At 43.2% G+C, this 20,714-nt stretch carries 16 protein-coding genes; 7 read left to right on the top strand and 9 right to left on the bottom strand.

Annotated elements, in window-relative coordinates:
- The first annotated feature begins 106 nt into the window (after positions 1 to 106).
- Together Q0895_RS08140 and Q0895_RS08135 are read left to right on the top strand one after the other, a co-directional pair.
- Positions 107 to 574, top strand: coding sequence for a hypothetical protein (locus tag Q0895_RS08140; protein ID WP_058368060.1), 468 nt, complete (start codon positions 107 to 109; stop codon positions 572 to 574).
- A 53-nt stretch (positions 575 to 627) separates the two neighbouring features.
- Complete coding sequence (locus Q0895_RS08135) at positions 628 to 1,041, top strand: DUF1622 domain-containing protein (protein ID WP_299187713.1); 414 nt, start codon at positions 628 to 630, stop codon at positions 1,039 to 1,041.
- 56 nt (positions 1,042 to 1,097) lie between these two features.
- Here the strand turns inward: Q0895_RS08135 and dusB are convergent, their stop codons facing one another.
- The 4 genes from dusB to Q0895_RS08115 all read right to left on the bottom strand — a co-directional run bounded on the left by dusB (position 1,098) and on the right by Q0895_RS08115 (position 7,335).
- Complete coding sequence (gene dusB, locus Q0895_RS08130; RefSeq protein WP_299187530.1) at positions 1,098 to 2,135, bottom strand: tRNA dihydrouridine synthase DusB; 1,038 nt, start codon at positions 2,133 to 2,135, stop codon at positions 1,098 to 1,100.
- A gap of 120 nt (positions 2,136 to 2,255) precedes the next feature.
- Positions 2,256 to 4,298, bottom strand: a complete 2,043-nt coding sequence (locus tag Q0895_RS08125; protein WP_299187527.1) for a BCCT family transporter — start codon at positions 4,296 to 4,298, stop codon at positions 2,256 to 2,258.
- A 255-nt stretch (positions 4,299 to 4,553) separates the two neighbouring features.
- Entirely contained in the window at positions 4,554 to 6,599 is a 2,046-nt protein-coding gene (locus Q0895_RS08120; protein WP_299187525.1) for a BCCT family transporter, read from the bottom strand.
- A gap of 292 nt (positions 6,600 to 6,891) precedes the next feature.
- Positions 6,892 to 7,335: an HIT domain-containing protein gene (locus Q0895_RS08115; RefSeq protein WP_058368063.1), complete on the bottom strand. Its 444-nt coding sequence runs from the start codon at positions 7,333 to 7,335 to the stop codon at positions 6,892 to 6,894.
- 243 nt (positions 7,336 to 7,578) lie between these two features.
- Between Q0895_RS08115 and Q0895_RS08110 the strand changes: the two genes are divergently transcribed.
- The 3 genes from Q0895_RS08110 to Q0895_RS08100 all read left to right on the top strand — a co-directional run bounded on the left by Q0895_RS08110 (position 7,579) and on the right by Q0895_RS08100 (position 11,961).
- Positions 7,579 to 8,343: a hypothetical protein gene (locus Q0895_RS08110; RefSeq protein WP_299187522.1), complete on the top strand. Its 765-nt coding sequence runs from the start codon at positions 7,579 to 7,581 to the stop codon at positions 8,341 to 8,343.
- A 197-nt stretch (positions 8,344 to 8,540) separates the two neighbouring features.
- Positions 8,541 to 10,451 (top strand): dihydroxy-acid dehydratase, encoded by a 1,911-nt coding sequence (gene ilvD / locus Q0895_RS08105; RefSeq protein ID WP_299187520.1) that lies wholly within the window; start codon positions 8,541 to 8,543, stop codon positions 10,449 to 10,451.
- A 259-nt stretch (positions 10,452 to 10,710) separates the two neighbouring features.
- On the top strand, positions 10,711 to 11,961 hold the full coding sequence (locus tag Q0895_RS08100; protein WP_299187517.1) for a cation:proton antiporter: 1,251 nt from the start codon (positions 10,711 to 10,713) through the stop codon (positions 11,959 to 11,961).
- Positions 11,962 to 11,989: 28 nt separating this feature from the next.
- Here the strand turns inward: Q0895_RS08100 and Q0895_RS08095 are convergent, their stop codons facing one another.
- The 4 genes from Q0895_RS08095 to Q0895_RS08080 form a co-directional block, all read right to left on the bottom strand.
- Positions 11,990 to 13,375, bottom strand: coding sequence for a serine hydrolase (locus Q0895_RS08095; protein WP_299187516.1), 1,386 nt, complete (start codon positions 13,373 to 13,375; stop codon positions 11,990 to 11,992).
- A 124-nt stretch (positions 13,376 to 13,499) separates the two neighbouring features.
- Positions 13,500 to 14,021 carry a sulfur transferase domain-containing protein gene (locus tag Q0895_RS08090; protein WP_299187513.1) on the bottom strand — a complete coding sequence of 174 codons (522 nt, stop codon included), beginning with the start codon at positions 14,019 to 14,021 and terminating at the stop codon, positions 13,500 to 13,502.
- Between the two features lie 45 nt (positions 14,022 to 14,066).
- On the bottom strand, positions 14,067 to 14,981 hold the full coding sequence (locus tag Q0895_RS08085) for a MaoC/PaaZ C-terminal domain-containing protein (RefSeq protein WP_299187510.1): 915 nt from the start codon (positions 14,979 to 14,981) through the stop codon (positions 14,067 to 14,069).
- A 353-nt stretch (positions 14,982 to 15,334) separates the two neighbouring features.
- The gene (locus tag Q0895_RS08080; protein WP_299187508.1) at positions 15,335 to 16,735 is read right to left on the bottom strand and encodes a 3-oxoacyl-ACP reductase; all 1,401 of its coding nucleotides are present in this window, start codon (positions 16,733 to 16,735) and stop codon (positions 15,335 to 15,337) included.
- 549 nt (positions 16,736 to 17,284) lie between these two features.
- On the opposite strand from Q0895_RS08080, the gene Q0895_RS08075 reads away from it, so the two are divergent.
- Positions 17,285 to 19,000 carry an acetyl-CoA C-acetyltransferase gene (locus Q0895_RS08075; protein ID WP_366139928.1) on the top strand — a complete coding sequence of 572 codons (1,716 nt, stop codon included), beginning with the start codon at positions 17,285 to 17,287 and terminating at the stop codon, positions 18,998 to 19,000.
- Positions 19,001 to 19,256: 256 nt separating this feature from the next.
- A complete protein-coding gene (gene ppk2 / locus Q0895_RS08070; protein WP_256713825.1) occupies positions 19,257 to 20,270 on the top strand; it encodes a polyphosphate kinase 2 in 1,014 nt (337 codons plus the stop codon).
- A gap of 85 nt (positions 20,271 to 20,355) precedes the next feature.
- On the opposite strand, the gene Q0895_RS08065 is transcribed toward ppk2, so the two are convergent.
- Positions 20,356 to 20,703, bottom strand: coding sequence for a PilZ domain-containing protein (locus Q0895_RS08065; RefSeq protein ID WP_299187504.1), 348 nt, complete (start codon positions 20,701 to 20,703; stop codon positions 20,356 to 20,358).
- Positions 20,704 to 20,714 lie beyond the last annotated feature (11 nt).

Below are 20,714 nucleotides of genomic sequence, written 5' to 3'. Positions count from 1 at the left end.
TTAGTATTAACGATACCATCGAACAATAATTTTATAGAGATAACATTGCTATAATGGTTGACATTCTTAACAAGCGCTCTAACGTCATTAAATAGCAAGGACTATCATGTTTAACTCCGACTCAAACTCAAAACCTGCCAGTGCAAAGCTACCCAAGTCTATTGGTATGATGGTCGAAAAAGGCAATCTAGTGATGGCCATCAAGACGTTGGCTCAAGACGAAAACATCAGCATGGACGCAGCAAAATTACGTATTGACGCCTATGAGACCGAGATTAAGAATAAACAACATCAAAACCTAACTACAATTGCCAATAAACAAGGCATCCCAAATGAAGCTCTCAGCTTTGATAGAGAACCAGAAGTAGAGACCACGCCTGAAACGCTTGTCAAGCACCGCGTCAAAACAACGCAATCTGAACAAGGTTTTAAAAGCTTACAAAGAGGCGTCGATAGCAAATTGGATGATATAGGCTACAAAAAATCACTTGTCCCCTACTGGGCTAAGAGGCTTTTAGTGATTGCAGCCATTATGGCAGGATTGTTTTGGATATTATGGCGGGTCTTTGGTTAATTAGTTTTTTACTTAACTAAGTTTTTTGATAATAAGGATATATTTTGATAGAAATGCTAGCTCATTATATCGATTTGGTTGCCAAGGTAGTTGAGATCATTGGTGTACTTATTATGTTTTTCGGTTTGTTCTTTGCGTTTTATCGCGGCATTCGATTATCTAATGGCTTCAATCATGATACCTATGTCGAGATTAGACAGACCGTTGGTAAGTCTATTTTACTAGGCTTAGAGGTACTTATCGCTGCCGACATTATGGCAACCGTGGTCACAGAGCCGACGTTACGCGGCGTTTTGGTATTGGGTTTTATCGTACTCATTCGAACTTTTTTGAGCTTATCACTACAAGTCGAGCTAGAAGGACGCTTCCCGTGGCAAAAAGAAAAATCACCGCAGGGGGCACAGCGTGTAAATCAAAAACTTTATAATGACAATTTTGATAAATCAAACTCAGAGTTAGACCCTTAAGCTCAGACTCGAAGTGCGCATTATAAATAATGCTCTTGGTATGACATTTATTTAAGTCATTCGTGCGTTTGCAAAAAATCTTCGACCACGCGAAACTGCCCAGCGGTGCTTTCCTCGCCATACATTGCTTGACGAAAGGCATTAGAGTTAGGAATACCTGTGGTGTACCAAGCAATATGCTTACGGGCAATACGGCAACCTGAGTATTCACCATAAAAATCATATAGCTCTTGTAGATGCGCCAGTACGATGTCTTTTATCTCGCCGATACTTGGCGCGTCAAGACGCTCACCAGTACGTAAAAAATGCTCAATATCACGAAATAACCACGGCTGCCCTTGGGCGGCGCGTCCTATCATCACCGCATCACATCCTGTCATCTCATAGACATGCTGCGCTTTTTGCGCGCTATCAATATCGCCATTGGCTATGACAGGAATACTGATACTCTCTTTGACTTCTCGTATCAGCTCATAACGTGCTACGCCAGTATACATGTCCTCACGCGTGCGCCCATGAATGGCAATCGCTGCGATCCCCGCTTGCTCTGCTCGCTTTGCCACCCGCAAAATATTTTCTCGTCCATTCTCAAACCCCAAACGCGTCTTTAAGGTGACAGGGGCATCGACTGCGCCTACCGCAGCATCAAGCAAACGCGCAACCAAATCTTCGTCTTGTAATAGTGCAGAACCCGCCAGCTTGCGACAGACTTTTTTGGCAGGACAACCCATATTGATATCGATAATCTGCGCACCATTATCAATCTGATAACGCGCTGCCTCAGCGAGCTTATCCGGCTCAGCTCCTGCTATCTGGGCAGAAATTGGCGCGATTTCATTGTCAAAATTGGCCCGATAAAGAGATTTTTTGCGCGCATAAAGCGCCGTATCAGCGATTATCATCTCGCTAACTGCATGACCTGCGCCAAATGACTTACACAGCCTACGAAAAGGATTGTCTGTCACGCCTGCCATTGGTGCCACCATAAGGCGGTTTTCAATCGTCAGACCGCCAATATTAAGAGGCTGCAATAATGGATGAGCGCTGATAGGTTGTACGACCGATTCAGCATGAGCTGGATTATTTATAAGCATAAAAAACGGCTTGATTTGCATAGAAAACAAGCCGTTATTCTAAGGGTTCTTGATTTTATTGCAAGCCATTCAAGCGAATAACTTGCAACAACTAATACTCAGTTTTAACAATGAAACCAACTATTTATCAAACACACTACCCTGCTCAAGTGTAATATCGTCGTCATGCTCTTGCATACGCCATGGCAGGCTGTTCGGCGACTCTTCTAAGAAGTACAAATATTTTTCAAACTGATCGATGATATCGTTAATCACCGACTCTGATTGATAACCGTACAAGTCATAAACCTGACCACCGCGGCGCAAGTGGACCTTGGCACGGTAATAGTGATCTTGCGATATCTCACTGCTGACCCTGTCCTTATAATAAACAGGTATGTCTTGGTGCGTCAACCGCACTTCATACCAAAACTCTACATCATCGCCATACTGTAGTTCTAATACCGCCCGGTTATTGGTGTCATCATAATTGACTTCAGGATGCCATCCCGTTTCCTTAAACTTCTCTGCCACCTCCTTCATCGATGACATGACCGTCCCTTTAATATAACCCAAAACATCTTCACGGCTGGGTTGTTCAGTGATGTAATCAATCCGATTGCGCCATGACTCAAGCTTAAGCAGATGCGGTGGCAAACGGTTTTCATTTGCCAAGCTTTCATCACGGTGACCTTCAATACGCAGCGCCCGCCACATACCAAACATTGCAATCAAGATAATCATCGTAAACGGTAAGGCACTAACGATGGCTGCCGTTTGCAGTGCTTGTAGCCCACCTGCCAGCAGCAGCACCGAGGCGACAACACCCAATATCACCACCCAAAACGTACGCTGCCATGCAGGCGTGTCACTACGTCCCCCTGCAGCTAGCGAGTCAATCACTAACGATCCAGAGTCAGAAGAAGTGATAAAAAAGGTAATAATAAGTACGACCGCTAGACCAGATACCACTTGAGTAAATGGTAGGTTTTCAAGCAGCTTAAATAGAGCGATAGCTTGGTTGTTCTGTACTTCACTAATGAGTGACTCATAGCCTTGTACCATAATCATGTTTAGCGCCGTATCACCAAACACGGCAAACCAAAAGAAAGTAAAGATAGTCGGTACTAGCATTATACCGGCGATAAACTCACGAATGGTACGCCCGCGGCTAATTTTGGCAATAAAGATACCAACAAACGGTGACCATGAAATCGTCCATGCAAAGATAAACAACGTCCAACTGGTGATCCAGTCACCCTGCTGATAGGCTTGCAAACTAAAGGTACGTTCAACGATATTGCCCAGATAGCTGCCTGTGTTTTCCATAAAAGCATTTAGAATAAACACTGAAGGACCGACGATAAATACAAACAGCATGAGGGAGGTCGCGAGTGTCATATTTAAAATAGACAGGCGTTTGACGCCCTTATCCATACCCGCCAATACTGATATCAGTGCCAAGCCTGTTATTACGGTGATTGCAATAACCTGTACGGTGGTATTAACTGGAATACTCGGCATCAAGTAGTTCAAGCCGGTGTTAATTTGCGAGACAGAGATACCCAAACTGGTTGCCAGACCAAACAAAGTGCCTAAAATAGCAAATACATCAACCGCATGACCGATGGGGCCATGGATTTTTTCACCGATTATCGGATACAGCGTCGAGCGCATCGACAAAGGCAAACCATGTCGAAAAGCAAAATAAGCTAAGGTGAGTGCCACCACACCGTTAATGGCCCAAATATGAAAACCCCAATGAAAATAAGCAATTTGCATCGCCTCTTTGGCTGCAGCAATGGTTTGCGGCTCTGACAGCGGCGGTGTGGCAAAATGAATTACAGGCTCAGCAACGCCATAGAACAATAAAGCGATACCGTAGCCTGCCGAAAACAGCATAGAGATCCATTCAATAAAATTATATTGCGCCGTGCCATGGTCAGGTCCTAGCTTGATGCCACCATAAGGCGAAAACGCCAAAATCACGATAAACATCAAAAACAGCGCTGTGGCCAGCATATAAAACCAACCAAAAGTCTCGGTGGTAAAGCCCAGCACTTGTGCAAACAAACCACTTGCCAGTTGTGGATTGACCGAAGCACCGATCACCAACAATACCATGACCACAGCAGTCGGTATAAATACCGGCATCAAAATAGTCGAACGAGATAGCTTACTCATAAAAGGTTCTCAAAAATCATAAATTTGAATAGGTGTATGATACGCTTATATAACATCTGTTTTTTTAAAGTATTTATATGTCTTTAGTATGCACAAATAACGCTTGTCGACAATTCATTCATCTATAAGCCCAGTAAGCGATAGTTTAAAATAGCGTTAACCATAGCGCTTTTAAACTATAATGAAAAGGGCGTTTTCTATAGCAAAAAAGGCAGCCATCTAGCTGCCTTTAGTGACAATCAAATGATTCGATACTTACTTATCAAACACACTACCTTGCTCAAGCGTAATATCATCATCATGCTCTTGCATACGCCAAGGCAGAATGTCTGGCGACACATTAACAAAGTGTAGATATTTCTCAAACTGATCGATGATATCGTTAATCACCGATTCTGATTGATAACCATACAAATCATAGGTTTGACCACCACGGCGCAGATATACCTCAGCACGATGGTGATGCTCTTGCGGTAATGTATTGGCCATATCTTCAGTATAATAATCAGGAATCTCATGCTCGGACAAACGAACCTCGTACCAAAACTCAACGTTTTCGCCGCGTCTTAATTCAAGCACTGCACGATCATTAACCTCATCATAATTCACCTCAGGCAACCAACCTGTCTCTTCAAACTTCTCTGCAACTTCATGCATTGAAGATAAAACCGTGCCTTTAATATAGTCCAGTACCTTGTCACGCGTTGGTTGATGAGTTATATAATCAATACGGTCACGCCATGCATCTAGTTTGAGTAAATGCGGTGGCAGATGATTGTCATTGGCTAAGCTCTCGTTGCGATGCCCCTCGATACGTAGCGCACGCCACATGCCAAATGTAGAGATCAATATGATGACTGCAAAAGGTAGCGCGCTGACGATAGCAGCAGTTTGTAGAGCGCTCAGACCTCCAGCAATAAGTAACGCTGCCGCGACTGCACCTTCGGTTACCACCCAAAACGAACGCTGCCACCACGGCGTGTCACTGCGTCCGCCTGCGGCAAGTGAGTCAATGACCAGCGACCCTGAATCTGATGACGTCACAAAAAAGGTGATAATTAATAGTACGGTCAATGATGAAACTATCTGTGTAAACGGCAAATTCTCTAACAATTTAAATAACGCTATCGCTTGGTTATTCTGCACCTCCCCAATCAAAGCATTGTAACCATCAACCATAATCATATGTAGCGCCGTATCACCAAATACTGAAAACCAAAAGAATGTAAACAGCGTTGGTACTAACATGACACCCAGTACAAACTCACGAATGGTACGCCCACGACTAATCTTAGCAATAAACAAACCGACAAACGGCGCCCACGCAATCGTCCAGGCAAAGATAAATAACGTCCAACTACCGATCCAATCACTAGATTGATAGGCTTGCAAACTAAAAGTACGCTCAACGATATTGCCCAAATAACTACCCGTATTTTCCATAAAGGCATTTAAGATAAATACTGATGGACCGACGACAAATACAAATATCATCAGTGCTGTTGCCAAGACCATGTTTAGAATAGACAGCCGTTTAACACCCTTGTCCATTCCAGCCAGTACAGAGACGAGCGCTGCTGCAGTAACCAAAGCGATAATAATGACTTGCACTGTCGTGCTTACTGGTACCATATTAGGCAATAAGTAGTTCAAACCTGCATTGATTTGCGCTACCGATAAACCCAAACTGGTGGCGATACCAAACATAGTACCCACAATCGCAAACACATCGACCGTATGCCCAATAGGTCCATGGATTTTGTCACCAATTAATGGATATAACGTTGAGCGCACTGACAATGGCAACCCATGACGAAAAGAGAAATATGCCAATGACAAACCTACCACGCCATATATCGCCCAAATATGGAATCCCCAATGAAAATAGGCAATCTGCATCGCCTCTTTAGCAGCAGCAATCGTTTGAGGCTCTGAGAGTGGTGGACTGGCAAAATGTAGCACAGGTTCAGCGACGCCATAAAATAGCAACGCAATGCCGTAACCTGCTGAAAATAGCATGGCAAACCATTCAAGAAAATTGTATTCAGCCTCCGCATGGTCAGGACCCAGCTTAATACCGCCATAAGGCGAAAAAGCCAAAGCAATAATAAACATCAAAAATATAGCAACTGCCAACATATAAAACCAACCGAAAGTATCGGTGGTAAATGCCAGTACTGAACTAAATAGCTCGCCAGCAGCCTCTGGATTAATTGCGGTACCAATTACCAATAACAGCATAATGGCAGCAGCTGGTACAAATACTGGCAACAAAATAGTGGAGCGAGGTAATTTACTCATAAAAGATATAGTCCTCAAATTAAAGGCACTTTTATCGAACGAAAAACTCATTCGTATAGATGAAGTAGTACAAACGCGCCCAATAAAGCATGTTTTTTACCACACTCTTGTACCAAACCCCAGAAGAACTTATAGCTTGTAACACTAATTTAACGCTTGTTACATGATTATTACCAAGCAATAAAAAAGGTAGCTTGTTAGCTACCTTTTTATATTTATGACAAGTTTACTAGGACTTAACGCCTTTATCCGATGTAATTAATTTATATAGCCCAAAAATAATAGCACTATATTAAGAATCTGAAATCGCCGCGGCCAGTTGCTGTGCAGTATGGGCAAGCTCATCGCTATCGGCTTGCTTGGCAGCATGAATACCCAATTCATGTATATTCCCTGGTATCAGGTGCACATGGTAGTGAAACACCGTCTGACCTGCTTGCGCGCCATTTAGTTGCATCTGAATAATACCTTCACGTGCAAAGACCTGACGCTGCGCTTGCATGACCTTTTTTGAGGTCATCAAAACAGCTGCCGCATATTCTGGCTCAAGATCCACCAAATCAACGGCCTTTTGCTTAGGGATGACCAATACATGACCTTCTGCTTGCGGCATGATGTCCATAAAGGCGAGAGTTTTATCATCTTCATACACCTTATGGTGCGGAATATCACCGTTTAACATTTTAGCAAAGATGTTATTGTCATCGTACTTGACTACCTGATTGTCCTGACTCATTATATTACTCCTTAAATACTCATTAGCGGTTAATGCATCATCTTATCTAGTTACCTATTATCTGCCATATATAGTGGACGAAATAGAGCTTGAGTACAAGATACCTTCTCACTATTATCGTTTATAACAAGGCGTATTTATCAAATATTAAATCGCTATATCGATCGTTTAAATGCTTATTTTGTTCGCGATGTATGTGCGTTAAATGTTATATTAAGCCTTCACTCTGCCAATGCTAGGTTTATGAATTTGACTACCCTACCTACTCATTTATCATCCAATTCTAATGCCGATACATTTTCTAACTCTGATAAACTATCATCTGCATCGTCAGATTATATGGATTCATCAGTAAGTGGTGCCGTCCCAAAAACCATCACGCCAAATGCTATCATTTTGGCGGACGCTCTAACCGATACAACCATCAGTTGGCGCATTCATAATTGTAAAATTAGTGAAAAAACGCTCACTCAAGATAAGCCTTTAGCGTTTTTATATTACTACGACAGTTTAGACGATGCGATCAAGCAGACCCATCCGTTGACACCTGCTCTACTTGCTCAGTTTAATACACTTATGACAGCGGATGAGGCTGCTAAGCTTATCGGTATTGATAAAGCGCTAGTAACCAGCCCTTGGCATGTAAAAGTCATGGGCTCGCTGGTTGTGTTTAGCGAAGCTCTGCAATTAGCGGTGCGCCTACATTGGACAAATACGGGCAAAGCAACGCAGCAGATATACACCAAGGACGCAGACGATGCGATGATAGCGGCTTTTAATGAATGGCAGTTTTTTGGCCGTGTCGATGTATTATATAAAAATGATAAACAAGCCCTTGTCAGTATCGATGAGCAAAACGCAAGCGATGAGCCGCTCCTCACTATTGATGCTAGTACAGAATATCAACAGCTGTCAGCCACTCATGCTTTGACACTTATTGCTAGATTAGAAGCGGATAAAGCAGAATTACCTTGGTTTGAAGCAGCTATTTTAGAACGAATCGCCTAAGAATATGACGTAAGTTTTTATGTGAGACGCCTTAACATCAACTACGAATTGTTTTTAGTTATTCATATCTAATGGTATGGTAACCTCTTAGTATTATTCACTAGTATTCACTTTATATAAAAAGCACACTATAAACATCAAAGCTAAAGCTGAGGCTATATCTTTAACGAGCCTCGCCTATTTGTAAGGAATATCATATGGATTATCGCTCAAAAACCTCTACTGGTGGTCGTAATATGGCAGGTGCCCGCGCACTATGGCGCGCCACTGGCATGACTGATGGCGACTTTGGCAAACCGATTATCGCGATTGCCAACTCATTTACGCAGTTTGTACCTGGACATGTGCACTTAAAAGATCTTGGACAGATGGTAGCGCGTGAGATCGAAAAAGCGGGCGGTGTGGCAAAAGAGTTTAATACTATCGCCGTCGATGACGGTATCGCAATGGGTCATAGCGGTATGTTGTATTCACTGCCAAGCCGTGACCTCATCGCTGACTCGGTAGAATATATGGTCAATGCTCACTGTGCCGATGCGTTGGTCTGTATCTCTAACTGCGATAAGATCACACCTGGTATGCTAATGGCGGCCATGCGCCTAAACGTGCCCGTGGTATTTGTCTCTGGCGGACCAATGGAAGCGGGAAAAGTTGTTGCTAGTACCGTTGCCCACAGCCATAACAATGATGGCGGCAGCGACGTACATGCTACTGATAGTAAAGGCAATGCGATTCGTAAGCTTGACCTTGTTGATGCGATGATGGATGCCGCTGATGACACCATTAGCGATGAAGATGTCTTAGCTATTGAAAGCTCAGCGTGCCCAACTTGTGGCTCATGCTCTGGTATGTTTACTGCCAACTCAATGAACTGCTTGACCGAAGCTTTGGGATTATCATTGCCTGGTAATGGTTCATTATTAGCAACTCATGCATTACGCCGCGAGTTATTCTTAGAAGCGGGCCGTACGATTGTATCTTTGGCCAAACGCCGCTATGAGCAGGACGATGATTCTGTATTGCCGCGCTCTATCGCGACCAAAGCCGCCTTTGAAAATGCGATGAGCTTAGATATTGCGATGGGCGGCTCGACCAATACTATTTTGCATCTATTGGCTGCAGCAAATGAAGCGGAAGTAGATTTTAAAATGGCAGATATCGACCGTTTAAGTCGCGGTGTCCCTTGTCTCTCTAAAGTCGCTCCTGCTTCGCAAAAATATCATATGGAGGATGTACACCGTGCTGGCGGCGTGATGGCATTACTTGCTGAGCTTGATCGAGCAGGGTTACTTACCACCGATATACCGACTATCCATAGCCCCTCAATGAAAGAGGCCATTGATAAATGGGATATCATGAATCCTGATAATACTGAGGCGCGCGCGCGCTACATTGCTGCACCTGGTGGCGTACGTACCACTGAGGCGTTTTCACAGTCAAAAGAATGGCCTAACCTTGATGTCAACCGTGAGTCAGGCTGTATTCGTAGCGTCAAGCATGCCTATTCAGAAGATGGTGGCCTTGCCGTACTCTATGGCAATATCGCTGAGCGTGGCTGCGTGGTCAAGACTGCTGGCGTCGATGAAAGTATCTTAACCTTTACTGGTCGTGCGCGTATTTTTGAATCACAAGATGCAGCCGTAGCGGCCGTGCTTGATGATCAAATCATAGCAGGTGACGTGGTCATTATCCGCTTCGAAGGTCCAAAAGGGGGTCCTGGCATGCAAGAGATGCTTTATCCAACCACCTATCTTAAGTCAAAAGGCTTGGGTAAAGAATGTGCGCTACTCACTGATGGTCGTTTCTCTGGTGGTACATCAGGCTTATCTATCGGTCACGCCAGTCCAGAAGCTGCTGAAGGCGGTGCGATTGGTCTGGTCGAAGAAGGCGATACCATCCATATTGATATCCCAAACCGTACCATCAATATGCAGGTCAGCGATGCAGATTTAGCAGCACGTCGTGAGGCGATGGAAGCACGCGGCCGCGATGCATGGAAGCCTGTAAGTCGTGAGCGTTATGTCACGCCTGCCCTACGTGCTTATGCTGCTATGACTACCAGTGCGGACACTGGTGCGATACGAGATGTGAGTCAAGTGGAGCGCTAACTACAGAGCAATGAACTAATTTTTCAAATCAAGCCAGCTTTCATGCTGGCTTTTTTTCACTAAAAAACAACGCAGCTGTCGTTTTGATAACGATTTTTTGCGAAACTCATTGCGTTTTTTCGTCACTATAGGTTTTTGAACGCTTTCATAGATTACATTTACGTCCTACACCTTACAACTTTTAGAGATAGCTATTATCAACTTTCTATTTAAAAGCTCATAAATATTTTAAATGGACCAAGCGGCATGCACAAACCTTATGATTGAAAATTATAATTTATTCTTATTAGTCTGCGGCATCGCCTTTTTATTTGGTGCCATTTTTCCTATCGTATTTAAGCCTCTACCTGTATCTCTACCCATGCTTCAAGTTACTTTTGGCATTGTGATTGGCTATTTATGGCTCTCCTTGTCATTTTTGGACCCTATGGAACATGGCGTTATTATCGAGAAACTCACCGAGATTGTGGTACTTGTATCACTGGTTGGAGCAGGTATCAAAATCGATACGCCATTATCTTGGCGTTTGTGGCGTCCTACCACCCGGTTGTTACTTATTACTATGCCTGTTGGTATTTTTGCAATGGCTGTCTTAGGCTATTACGCGTTTGGTCTGACTATAGGTGCAGCAATTTTACTAGGGGCTGTACTTGCGCCTACTGATCCTGTATTGGCATCTAGCATTCAAGTTGGACCGCCTAATACTGGGGGTGAAGATGCCCCGCGTTTTACCTTGACATCAGAAGCCGGACTCAATGATGGCTTGGCATTTCCCTTTGTATATTTAGCCATCAAGATAGCTGAAGCTTATAGTGAAGGTCAAGGATTCTCAGGCGAGCTACTCTGGACTTGGTTTACACATGACGTATTATGGAAGATTGGTGCAGGTTTAGTGGTCGGTATAGTCGTTGGAAAGACTTTGGCAAAAGTGGTGTTTTCTAAGCATACTCGTGAGACTACCATCTCTCAAGGTTACGTGGTCATTGCATTGACATTGTTAGCTTATGGCTTGGCTGAGTATATACACAGTTATGGTTTTATTGCTGTCTTTATCGCCGCTTTTGCCTTTCGCCGTTCAGAGCACGAACACAGTTATCATGAAAAACTGCATGACTTCGCTGAGCAATCAGAAGGTCTATTGATGTCTTTAGTACTGGTAGCTTTTGGCATACTTATTGGACAAGGGTTGCAATCAGGTGTTGAGCTGACATGGCGGGTCTATATTGTAAGCTTTACCTTCTTACTACTCATCCGTCCGCTAGGGGGTATTATCGCACTGACAGGATTAAACCTACCTCGAACAGAAAAATATGCAATATCTGCCCTTGGTATTAGAGGCATTGGTACTTTATATTATTTGTCTTATGCCCTTAATCACGGATTTTTTGGGGAAGAAGACGCGCTTAAGCTTTGGGTGGTATGCTCTATTGTTATCTTATCCTCTATCTTTATGCATGGTTTAAGTGCGCCCAAATTACTAAAAATGACAGCAAATAAACCACGCTCATAGTTCAAGTTTGTAACCTTAATTCGTATGCTCAATCTGTATTGATTAAATCTAATACCGCTTCCGTCAGTGCAAACTGGCGGACATCATTTAGCATAGTTACATCAAAGTTGTGTACAAAAGCGAAAGACAGCTGCCGAGTAGGATCACACCAAGCGACTGAGCCGTTGTAGCCCATGTGTCCAAAACCCGCTTCGGTATTAGCACAAACGCTAAACAGACGATGATAACCCAAGCGCCAATGCATGTGAGCAGGCATTACTGCATCCATCCCTGTGACTTGCGGAGTAGATAGCTGCTCGAATGTTGCTTCATCGATTAGAGTTTGCCCTTGCCATTTACCACCGTTTGCTAACATAGCATAGATGGTCGCTAAGGCTTTGGCTGAAGCCACACCATTTGCGGCTGGAATAACTGCCTGCAGCGTTTGACGGTTATAGTAATCTATAGGTTGCTTGTTGGCCGGTATGAGTGCAGCCTTATAGTTTTTTAAGTTTAACTGACTGGTATTAAGGTATAAGCGGTTGATCTGAGCGGTATCTAAGATCGACAATTCATCTATACTTTCGTCATTACTATATTCTTTAGTTGTTTGAAGTTTTATAGCATGTTGCTTCCAGCATTTATAAATTGACAGATTTGCATAGGTACGCAATGTATTTTTAGAGTCAGGTTTTAATACAGGCTTATTTCGACGAGAACGCAGCTGGGGACGCTCTACACTATGATCCTGCTTAAGGGTTTTAAAATCTTTTACCAATATAGCCACTTTATCTGCTTTATCGCTTGGTACACCAAAATAGCAACTACTAGCGATACCTAGCGGCTCCGTTAGATAATGACGTAATGCTTCGGCCAACGTCATATCGGTGACCGCTTCTATAACACCTCCTAATATCCAGCCATAAACCAGCGCACTATAAGCACTGTCATATCGCGTTGCATCCTCAGGCAAAGTTATGGGCATTGCAGCGACCTTAGCAAGCATACTGTCCCAGTCGAGCAAGGTTTCGCTATCAGCATCAATACTGTTGATCGAAAACAAATTGGCTTGATGCGACATTAGCATGCGTAAAGTGATATCAGCTTTGTCATTAGAGGCAAACTTAGGCCAATAGTTGGCAATTGGTGTATCATAATTCAGTAGTTTTTGTGACACTAAGACATGAACCAACGTTGCTAATATCCCTTTGCCTGTTGAAAAATTTAGGGATAGAGTTTCCGGTTGCCATAAGATATCAGGTTGTGCCATACCGACGCTGGCCTGCGCAATACACTTGCCAGCTTGATAAACGATCAGTGATCCACCTGCTGGGGCATCATCTAGCTGTAGATCGGTTAGCAATTGTTGCAGGCGCTGCTGTATTTTGGTATCAATCCTACCGCTTCGATCATAGTTGTTAGTAGTATCTTGCATTGTCGTTTCACTCACTTATTGATTATCACTTGGTTTTTGATGATAGATAGTTTTATCAGACAACAATAAAAAAGGCCACCCACTGGTCGCCTTCTAAAAACACACTTCTAACCCTACTATCACATTAACGCGGCACTAGTAGGCGGTTATGTACTTCTTGCTCAAGACCAGCCAATCCATGACTGCGACCTCGCGCCATAGCCGTATCCATCTTACGCCCACGTAACCAGCCAGCACGCAAGGCAATTGCTGCCCCTGCTCTATTTCCCGACCCGCAGTGCAATGCGGTTTTTTTGCCATGATACTGACGTAGTATGTTATCAAACGCTAAGATGTTAAGCTGCTTTAAATCTTGAGCGCCACTTATAGGTAGCTGTTCATAATACATGCCAGCGCGCGTTACTGCCTCTGATTCATCAAAACTAAGCTCATCATCAGGCTGCAAATTAATGACAAGCTCAACCCCTGCAACTGCTAACGCTTTTACCTTGGATTCATCAAGCGCACCGCAAACGATTGTCTGTTCATCAGGGCGAAAATAAGGCTCAAGTACCTTTGAGAGATTAATACCATTATCAGCTACTGATGCTGGAGCAGCATCTACATCGGTGGAAGATTGGGCGTCTATATTTAAAGTCATAGTCATATATATGTTAGTTGAATATAAAGGTTAAAAACAAGCTTTTACTGCTTACTCTGTTTCATTTAGCTTCACCACACCAGCAAGATGCGGCTTGTCATTTTTGGCACTATATAAGCCAAAGTTACAATGATCGTTAGTAGTATCAAGCTTGGCCACCGATTCGGCAATAAGCTCCACCTCAGATGGCAAAAAGATAGGTAGCTTGAATGATACCTCAACAGTATAGGCATCAGGTAATTCGCCCATCATTGCCAAACATTTGGCCTTAGACCACATTCCATGGGCAATAGCTTTAGGAAATCCAAAAGCTCGTGCCGATAAAGGATGTAAATGAATAAGATTAAAGTCCCCAGATATAAAGGCGTAACGACGTCCGATATCTTCTGGCACTTCAAAGACCGCATGGGTACCTTCTTCATCGACCATTGGTTTAACCGTTACCGGACGCGGCTTGTTTTTGCTACTTGCATTACTGGCGGGTTTTTTACCACGGGCTAGATACGTCGATACCCCTTCCCAAACGACATCGTCTTGCGATTTGACTGTAGTCACAAAATCAAACTGTTGACCCTGCGCATGGTCACGTAAGTTATCGAATGACACTGACATAGCCACTGTCTCACGTTCGCCTACAGGACGATACTGCGTGACCTTATTGTCTACATGCACCAGCCCTAACATCGCAAAAGGAAATGGTTCTTTGACCATCATGTTCATTTGTAAGGCTTGAGAGAGCACGGCAAAGTAAGTAACTGGAATTTTTCCGTCATCAGCAAAACCGCAAATATTACGGTAATCTTCTAAATTACTTTGATCGATGTGCAGATCATCCACATAGTAGGTCGCTTGCGGCAGCTCATCTTTGCCAACTTTTGCGTTGTCACCGATAGGCAACAGGCTCTTTATTATATTAGCGTAAGTGGTATGCGCTTTTGGCAACGCATCATAGTGTTTATCTGACATAAATCTATCCTGATTGAGGCTTAAGCGAATTTTTAGCACATCCATTGGCTATTTAGTCGCTTATTTTGCAACATCTTAACCCAAAAATACAGAACTAAAAAGTTACTAAATAAGCAAAACTAAAGACATATATAAAAATATCCATCAAAAACAATACTTTTAATTTACCTTATAAGCCTTGTGGTTTTAACATAAAAAAGCCACCTATAGGCAGCTTTATTACAATAAGTTAGCAAATTTGTCGTAAGTAACAATGATGTATACAATAAATCACTAGTAATATCATCGACTTAGAAAGTTATCAATATATTTATATCTCTAAGTACGATAAACACCTGTTGTGCGTATAAATACTATGCACCTAACAAGCTTTGACCACAGACACGTACGATATTGCCATTTAAGCCACCTGATGCAGGAGAGGCAAGCCATGCAATCGTTTCAGCCACATCGACTGGTAATCCACCTTGACTCATTGAGTTCATACGGCGACCTGCTTCACGAATAGCAAATGGGATTGCTTCGGTCATCTGAGTCTCAATGAAGCCTGGAGCGACCGCATTAATCGTCATGCCTTTGTTATTTTCTGCCAGTTGTTTAGCAGTTGCATTTACCAGTCCAATGACACCAGCTTTGGAGGTGGCATAATTGGTCTGACCAAGATTACCTGCGATGCCTGAGATTGAAGACACACAAACAATGCGCGCATTCTCTTTTAGTACATCATTATCAAGCAAATAACGATTCAACCTAGCGATACTAGCAAGATTGATATTGATGACCATATCCCACTTTTTTTCATCCATTTTGGCAAGTGTTTTATCACGAGTTACCCCTGCATTATGAATGATAGAATCTAGACCGCCACGCTTTTTGGCAGCTTCAGCGATTTGCTCGCCAGCGTCATCACTGGTGATATCAACCATCAAAGTCGATCCACTAATCTCACTTGCAACCTTTTGTAAATCAGCTTGTTGCTGTGGTACATCTAAGCAGATGACATGCGCACCCTCACGAGCCAATACGCGAGCGATCGCTTCACCAATACCGCGACTCGCACCCGTAACCAGCATGGTCTTACCACCCAACGGCTGTGTCCAATCGACTTCAACCGCATCACCCATGCTCACACGTACTACTTGACCTGAGACATAAGCTGAACGCGCTGAGGTAAAGAAGCGCAATGTTGAATCCAGATTGCTTTCAGAGTTTTCAGCAACGTAAATCAGTTGAGCGGTAATACCGCGTTTAAGCTCTTTACCAACCGACTTAACAAAACCTTCGAGCGCACGCTGGGCTAATGCTGTCTCTACATCGATGATTTCTTCAGGTGGACGACCAATAATAATGACGCGCCCTGACTTCTCTACGCGGCGTGCTACAAAATGAAAGAACTCATAAACTTGCTTGAGCTCATCTGCATTACTGATATTGCTGGCATCAAACAATAATACCTTAAAATTATCTTCACTGCCCGTATTGGCTTTTGCTTCTACGTTTGCATCAGCAAGCGCATCTTTGATACTGTCTCTGCTATTAACAAACACTTCAGCATGCAACTCTGACAAGATACGAGCGATAGACTCACTAACACGCTTGTCATCACCAGCGGCTGAGCCAACGAGCACACTACCGCGTACAAGACGTTGACCACTCTCAAAACGATCGAGACTTACTGGTAGCGGTAGACCTAAGTTTTTAGCCACTTTTTTACCAATCGAGGATTGAACAAAATCACCATAACGGTCTGACATAAAATACTCCTGTATCTAAAATTAGAACAATAAATAATGAATGAAAACGGATGGGTCCATTAATCTTAACGCCCTTACTATAAAAGCTTATTATCTCCGCAAACACGGATAATAATAATGAGACTTTAGTAAGTGAATTCAAAGTTGACACAACTATACACGCCTAAGCTAAACAAGTCCAAAAGTCAACGGTATAAACATGGATAAGCGGACGGACCTACAAACGCAGCAGTTACTTTCTCTTTCTTTGAAAAATAAACTTATATGCTAAAATAAAACCTAGAAGTTATGACTCAATCAAATACTGATAACAATATATTATCAGATGCCTAGTTAGGCAATACTAATAAGCAATACTGCTCAGTCTATGTATTTGCCATTTACGTAAATCTGAGCCTCTGTTACCAGACTTGCTAAAGACATACAATAACAGGGTAAAAATTATTACGATAAACGGCTAACATCTTATATATTGATGACCTAATTTGTTTATCACGATATTTTATTACCTTATCATTTGCTACATTCACTCGTTTTAAGGATAACTTTATGAGTAACAAAAAAAACAGCCCTATCGTCGAGAGTACGGTTGTTAAAGGTAACACTCCAGCGGCGGATAGCACACAGAAAAATACTCAACCAAACAAAGATGATCAAGAGAATAATGCTCATTACGACTCAATCGCTGAGTTAAAAGAAGCAACTGACATTGTTGATGCTGATGGCAATGCTGAAAACGATCAGGCCCAGAAAAAAGCAAAAATTAAAGAAGACTTAGTTAATGAGTCTGATCTTAGTGAGCCTGAAGACCTCAATGTATTTGATACTACAGCGCAGTCCGAAGCGAGCGAGACAGATGAAGGCAACACACAGAGCCAGTCAGTGCAATCAGATGATCGTAATGATGATACCGATGAGGCAGCGGCTAAGACTAGCAAGCCAAATACTGCCTCTAAAAAGAGCAGCGCGACCAAGCTAAGCTCAGGCCAACATCGCGTTGCCATTTTAGGAGGCAATCGTATTCCATTTGCTCGCTCAAATGGTCCTTATGCTGATGCTAGCAACATCGATATGTTAACCGCTGCACTTAATGGTCTTATCGAACGTTATAACTTGCAAGATGAGCGTGTGGGTGAAGTGGTCGCTGGCGCTGTTTTGAAGCTTAGCCGCGATCTTAACTTAACTCGTGAAGCTGCTTTAAATACCGCTTTAGACCCACATACACCTACTTATGATGTCTCACAAGCTTGTGGCACTGGTCTACAATCTGCATTTGCTTCTGCAAACAAAATTGCTTTAGGTATAATCGACTCAGCCATCACAGGCGGTGTCGATACGACTTCAGACGCGCCCCTCGCGGTTGGTGATGGCCTACGTAAAGTCATCTTAAAATTAGGAGCGGCAAGAAACAATAAGCAACGCTTGCAAGCCCTGATGGGTCTGAACCCAAAAGATTTAATTGAATCACCACAAAACGGCGAGCCGCGCACTGGTTTGTCTATGGGTGAACATCAAGCGATTACTGCTCTTGAATGGAATATCAGCCGTGAAGATCAAGACGAATTGGCCTTTAATAGCCACAAAAACTTGGCTCGTGCCTATGATGAAGGCTTCTTTGACGATCTTATCACGCCATATAAAGGTTTGACTCGTGACAACAACCTACGTCCAGACTCTACTCTTGAAAAGATGGGCAAACTAAAACCAGTATTTGGTAAAAAAAACGCTAACCCAACCATGACAGCGGCCAACTCAACGCCACTAACTGACGGTGCTTCTTGTGTATTGCTAGCCAATGATGAGTGGGCAGAAGCACACGGTCTGAAGCCTTTAGCCTATATCGTTCACCAAGAAACAGCGGCTGTTGACTTTATCGGTAAATCTGGCAATAAAGAAGGTTTATTGATGGCACCAGCCTATGCAGTACCGCGTATGCTTGAGCGTGCAGGTTTAAGCCTACAAGACTTTGACTTTTACGAGATTCACGAAGCCTTTGCCTCACAAGTGTTATCGACCCTTGCTGCTTGGGAAGATGAGACATTTTGCCAAGAGCGCCTAGGACTTGAGGCGCCGTTGGGCTCTATTGATCGTAGCAAGCTAAATGTGAATGGTTCATCACTTGCTGCTGGACATCCGTTTGCAGCAACTGGTGGTCGTATCCTTGCGACAGCAGCTAAGCTACTAGATCAAAAAGGCTCAGGTCGTGCGCTTATCTCTATTTGCGCAGCTGGCGGTCAAGGCGTCACTTGTATCCTAGAAAAATAATCTGGTGCTTATCTGCTTAGCGGACAAATAGCTTAATATTTTGGTTTTTTGACACCCTTTAATCGATTGATTAGAGGGTGTTTTTTATGCTCCCTTATTTTTAAAAGCAGTGACAAATCTGCGAGCGTGATAACGAGCCATACAAGGATGCACCGCACAATAATAAAACGCAGTCACCGCATAGCTTCACCATCAGATATGCTAAAGTAAAGACCATAATTAATACAATGATAAGAATATTTATTAGGAGTTTTCTATGAGTAAGATTCCCTCGGCAATTGACCCAAAGTCTTTGACACCGCAGGAACATGCTGAGCTAAGCAAACCTGAACAAGGCAACTTCATTACACGCATGGACAAAGAGGTCTTTAATGATGAGCTACGTCGTAAGATGCATCAGGATTTGATCGACGGTTATGATGAAGAGCTTGAAAATGAAATAGACGATTATGTACGTGATTTTCGTTTTGATGGACTTGAGATGACAGAGCAAGAAAAGCTTGATCGTCGTACTTATTTTCAAGAACTGGTGCGCTTGCAGCGTGAGTTGATCAAATTACAAGATTGGGTAGTCGATCGCGGTGAGCGCATTGTCGTCATATTTGAAGGACGTGACTCAGCAGGAAAAGGCGGCGCTATAAAGCGTATTACTCAACGTCTCAATCCGCGCGTTTGTAGAGTTGCTGCCCTGCCGGCTCCAACCGAGCGTGAGCAGTCACAATGGTATTTTCAGCGTTACGTGGCGCACTTGCCAGCAGCTGGCGAGATTGTGTTGTTTGATCGAAGTTGGTATAACCGTGTCGGTGTTGAGCGCGTAATGGGGTTTTGTACCGATGCCCAGTATGAGGAGTTTTTTCAATCTGTACCTGAGTTTGAGCGTATGCTCGTGCGTTCCGGTATTAGGTTAGTCAAATATTGGTTTTCTATCACTGATGACGAGCAGCATTCACGGTTTATGAGCCGGATTCATGATCCACTCAAACAATGGAAACTGTCGCCAATGGACTTGCAATCAAGGCGTCGTTGGGAGGATTATACCAAAGCCAAGGAGACTATGTTTGAGCGTACTCATATTCCAGAAGCACCGTGGTGGGTCGTTGAGGGCAATAATAAAAAACGGGCGCGTCTAAATTGCATTGCTCATCTACTCGAACAGATACCTTACAAAGAAGTGCCGCGCGAGGAAGTAGAATTGCCCGAACGTAAGCGCGATGACGAATACTATCGAGAGCCTATTCCAGACGATATGTACGTTCCATCACGTTATTAGACCTTTGTAATGTCACAGTCAATAACTGATAATACGTTTACCTATATAATGTGGCCTTATAGTCTGCCTTACACTATAGTCCGTCTTACATAGTATAAGTCGCTTGCTGGCTATCAATCTTACCTGCTAGCAAGCGTTCAACTTCTTGCTTTATTTTTTGTCCCGCAACATCCGTACCGATTTGGACGGCAAACCCTGCAGGACGGTTAGCTTGAGCTTTATGATTGATCCAAACGACTTTGCCATTCATCGGTAAGCGTTCGCTAGAATTGGGTAAAGTAATAGCAATAAAGACTTCATCACCCAGCTCATGTACACGATTGGTAGGTACAAACAGGGCACCATTATCTACAAAAGATAGATAGCTGGCATATAGTTTTTCGACATCTTCAATATGACAGGTAATAATACCGCCACGTCCTGGCATTGCCATAATAAAATCCT

Origin of the sequence: uncultured Psychrobacter sp., assembly GCF_947495825.1 — a bacterium.
Lineage (GTDB): Bacteria > Pseudomonadota > Gammaproteobacteria > Pseudomonadales > Moraxellaceae > Psychrobacter.
Note: the sequence above shows the minus strand (reverse complement) of the source record. Positions and strands in the feature narration are given on the sequence as shown.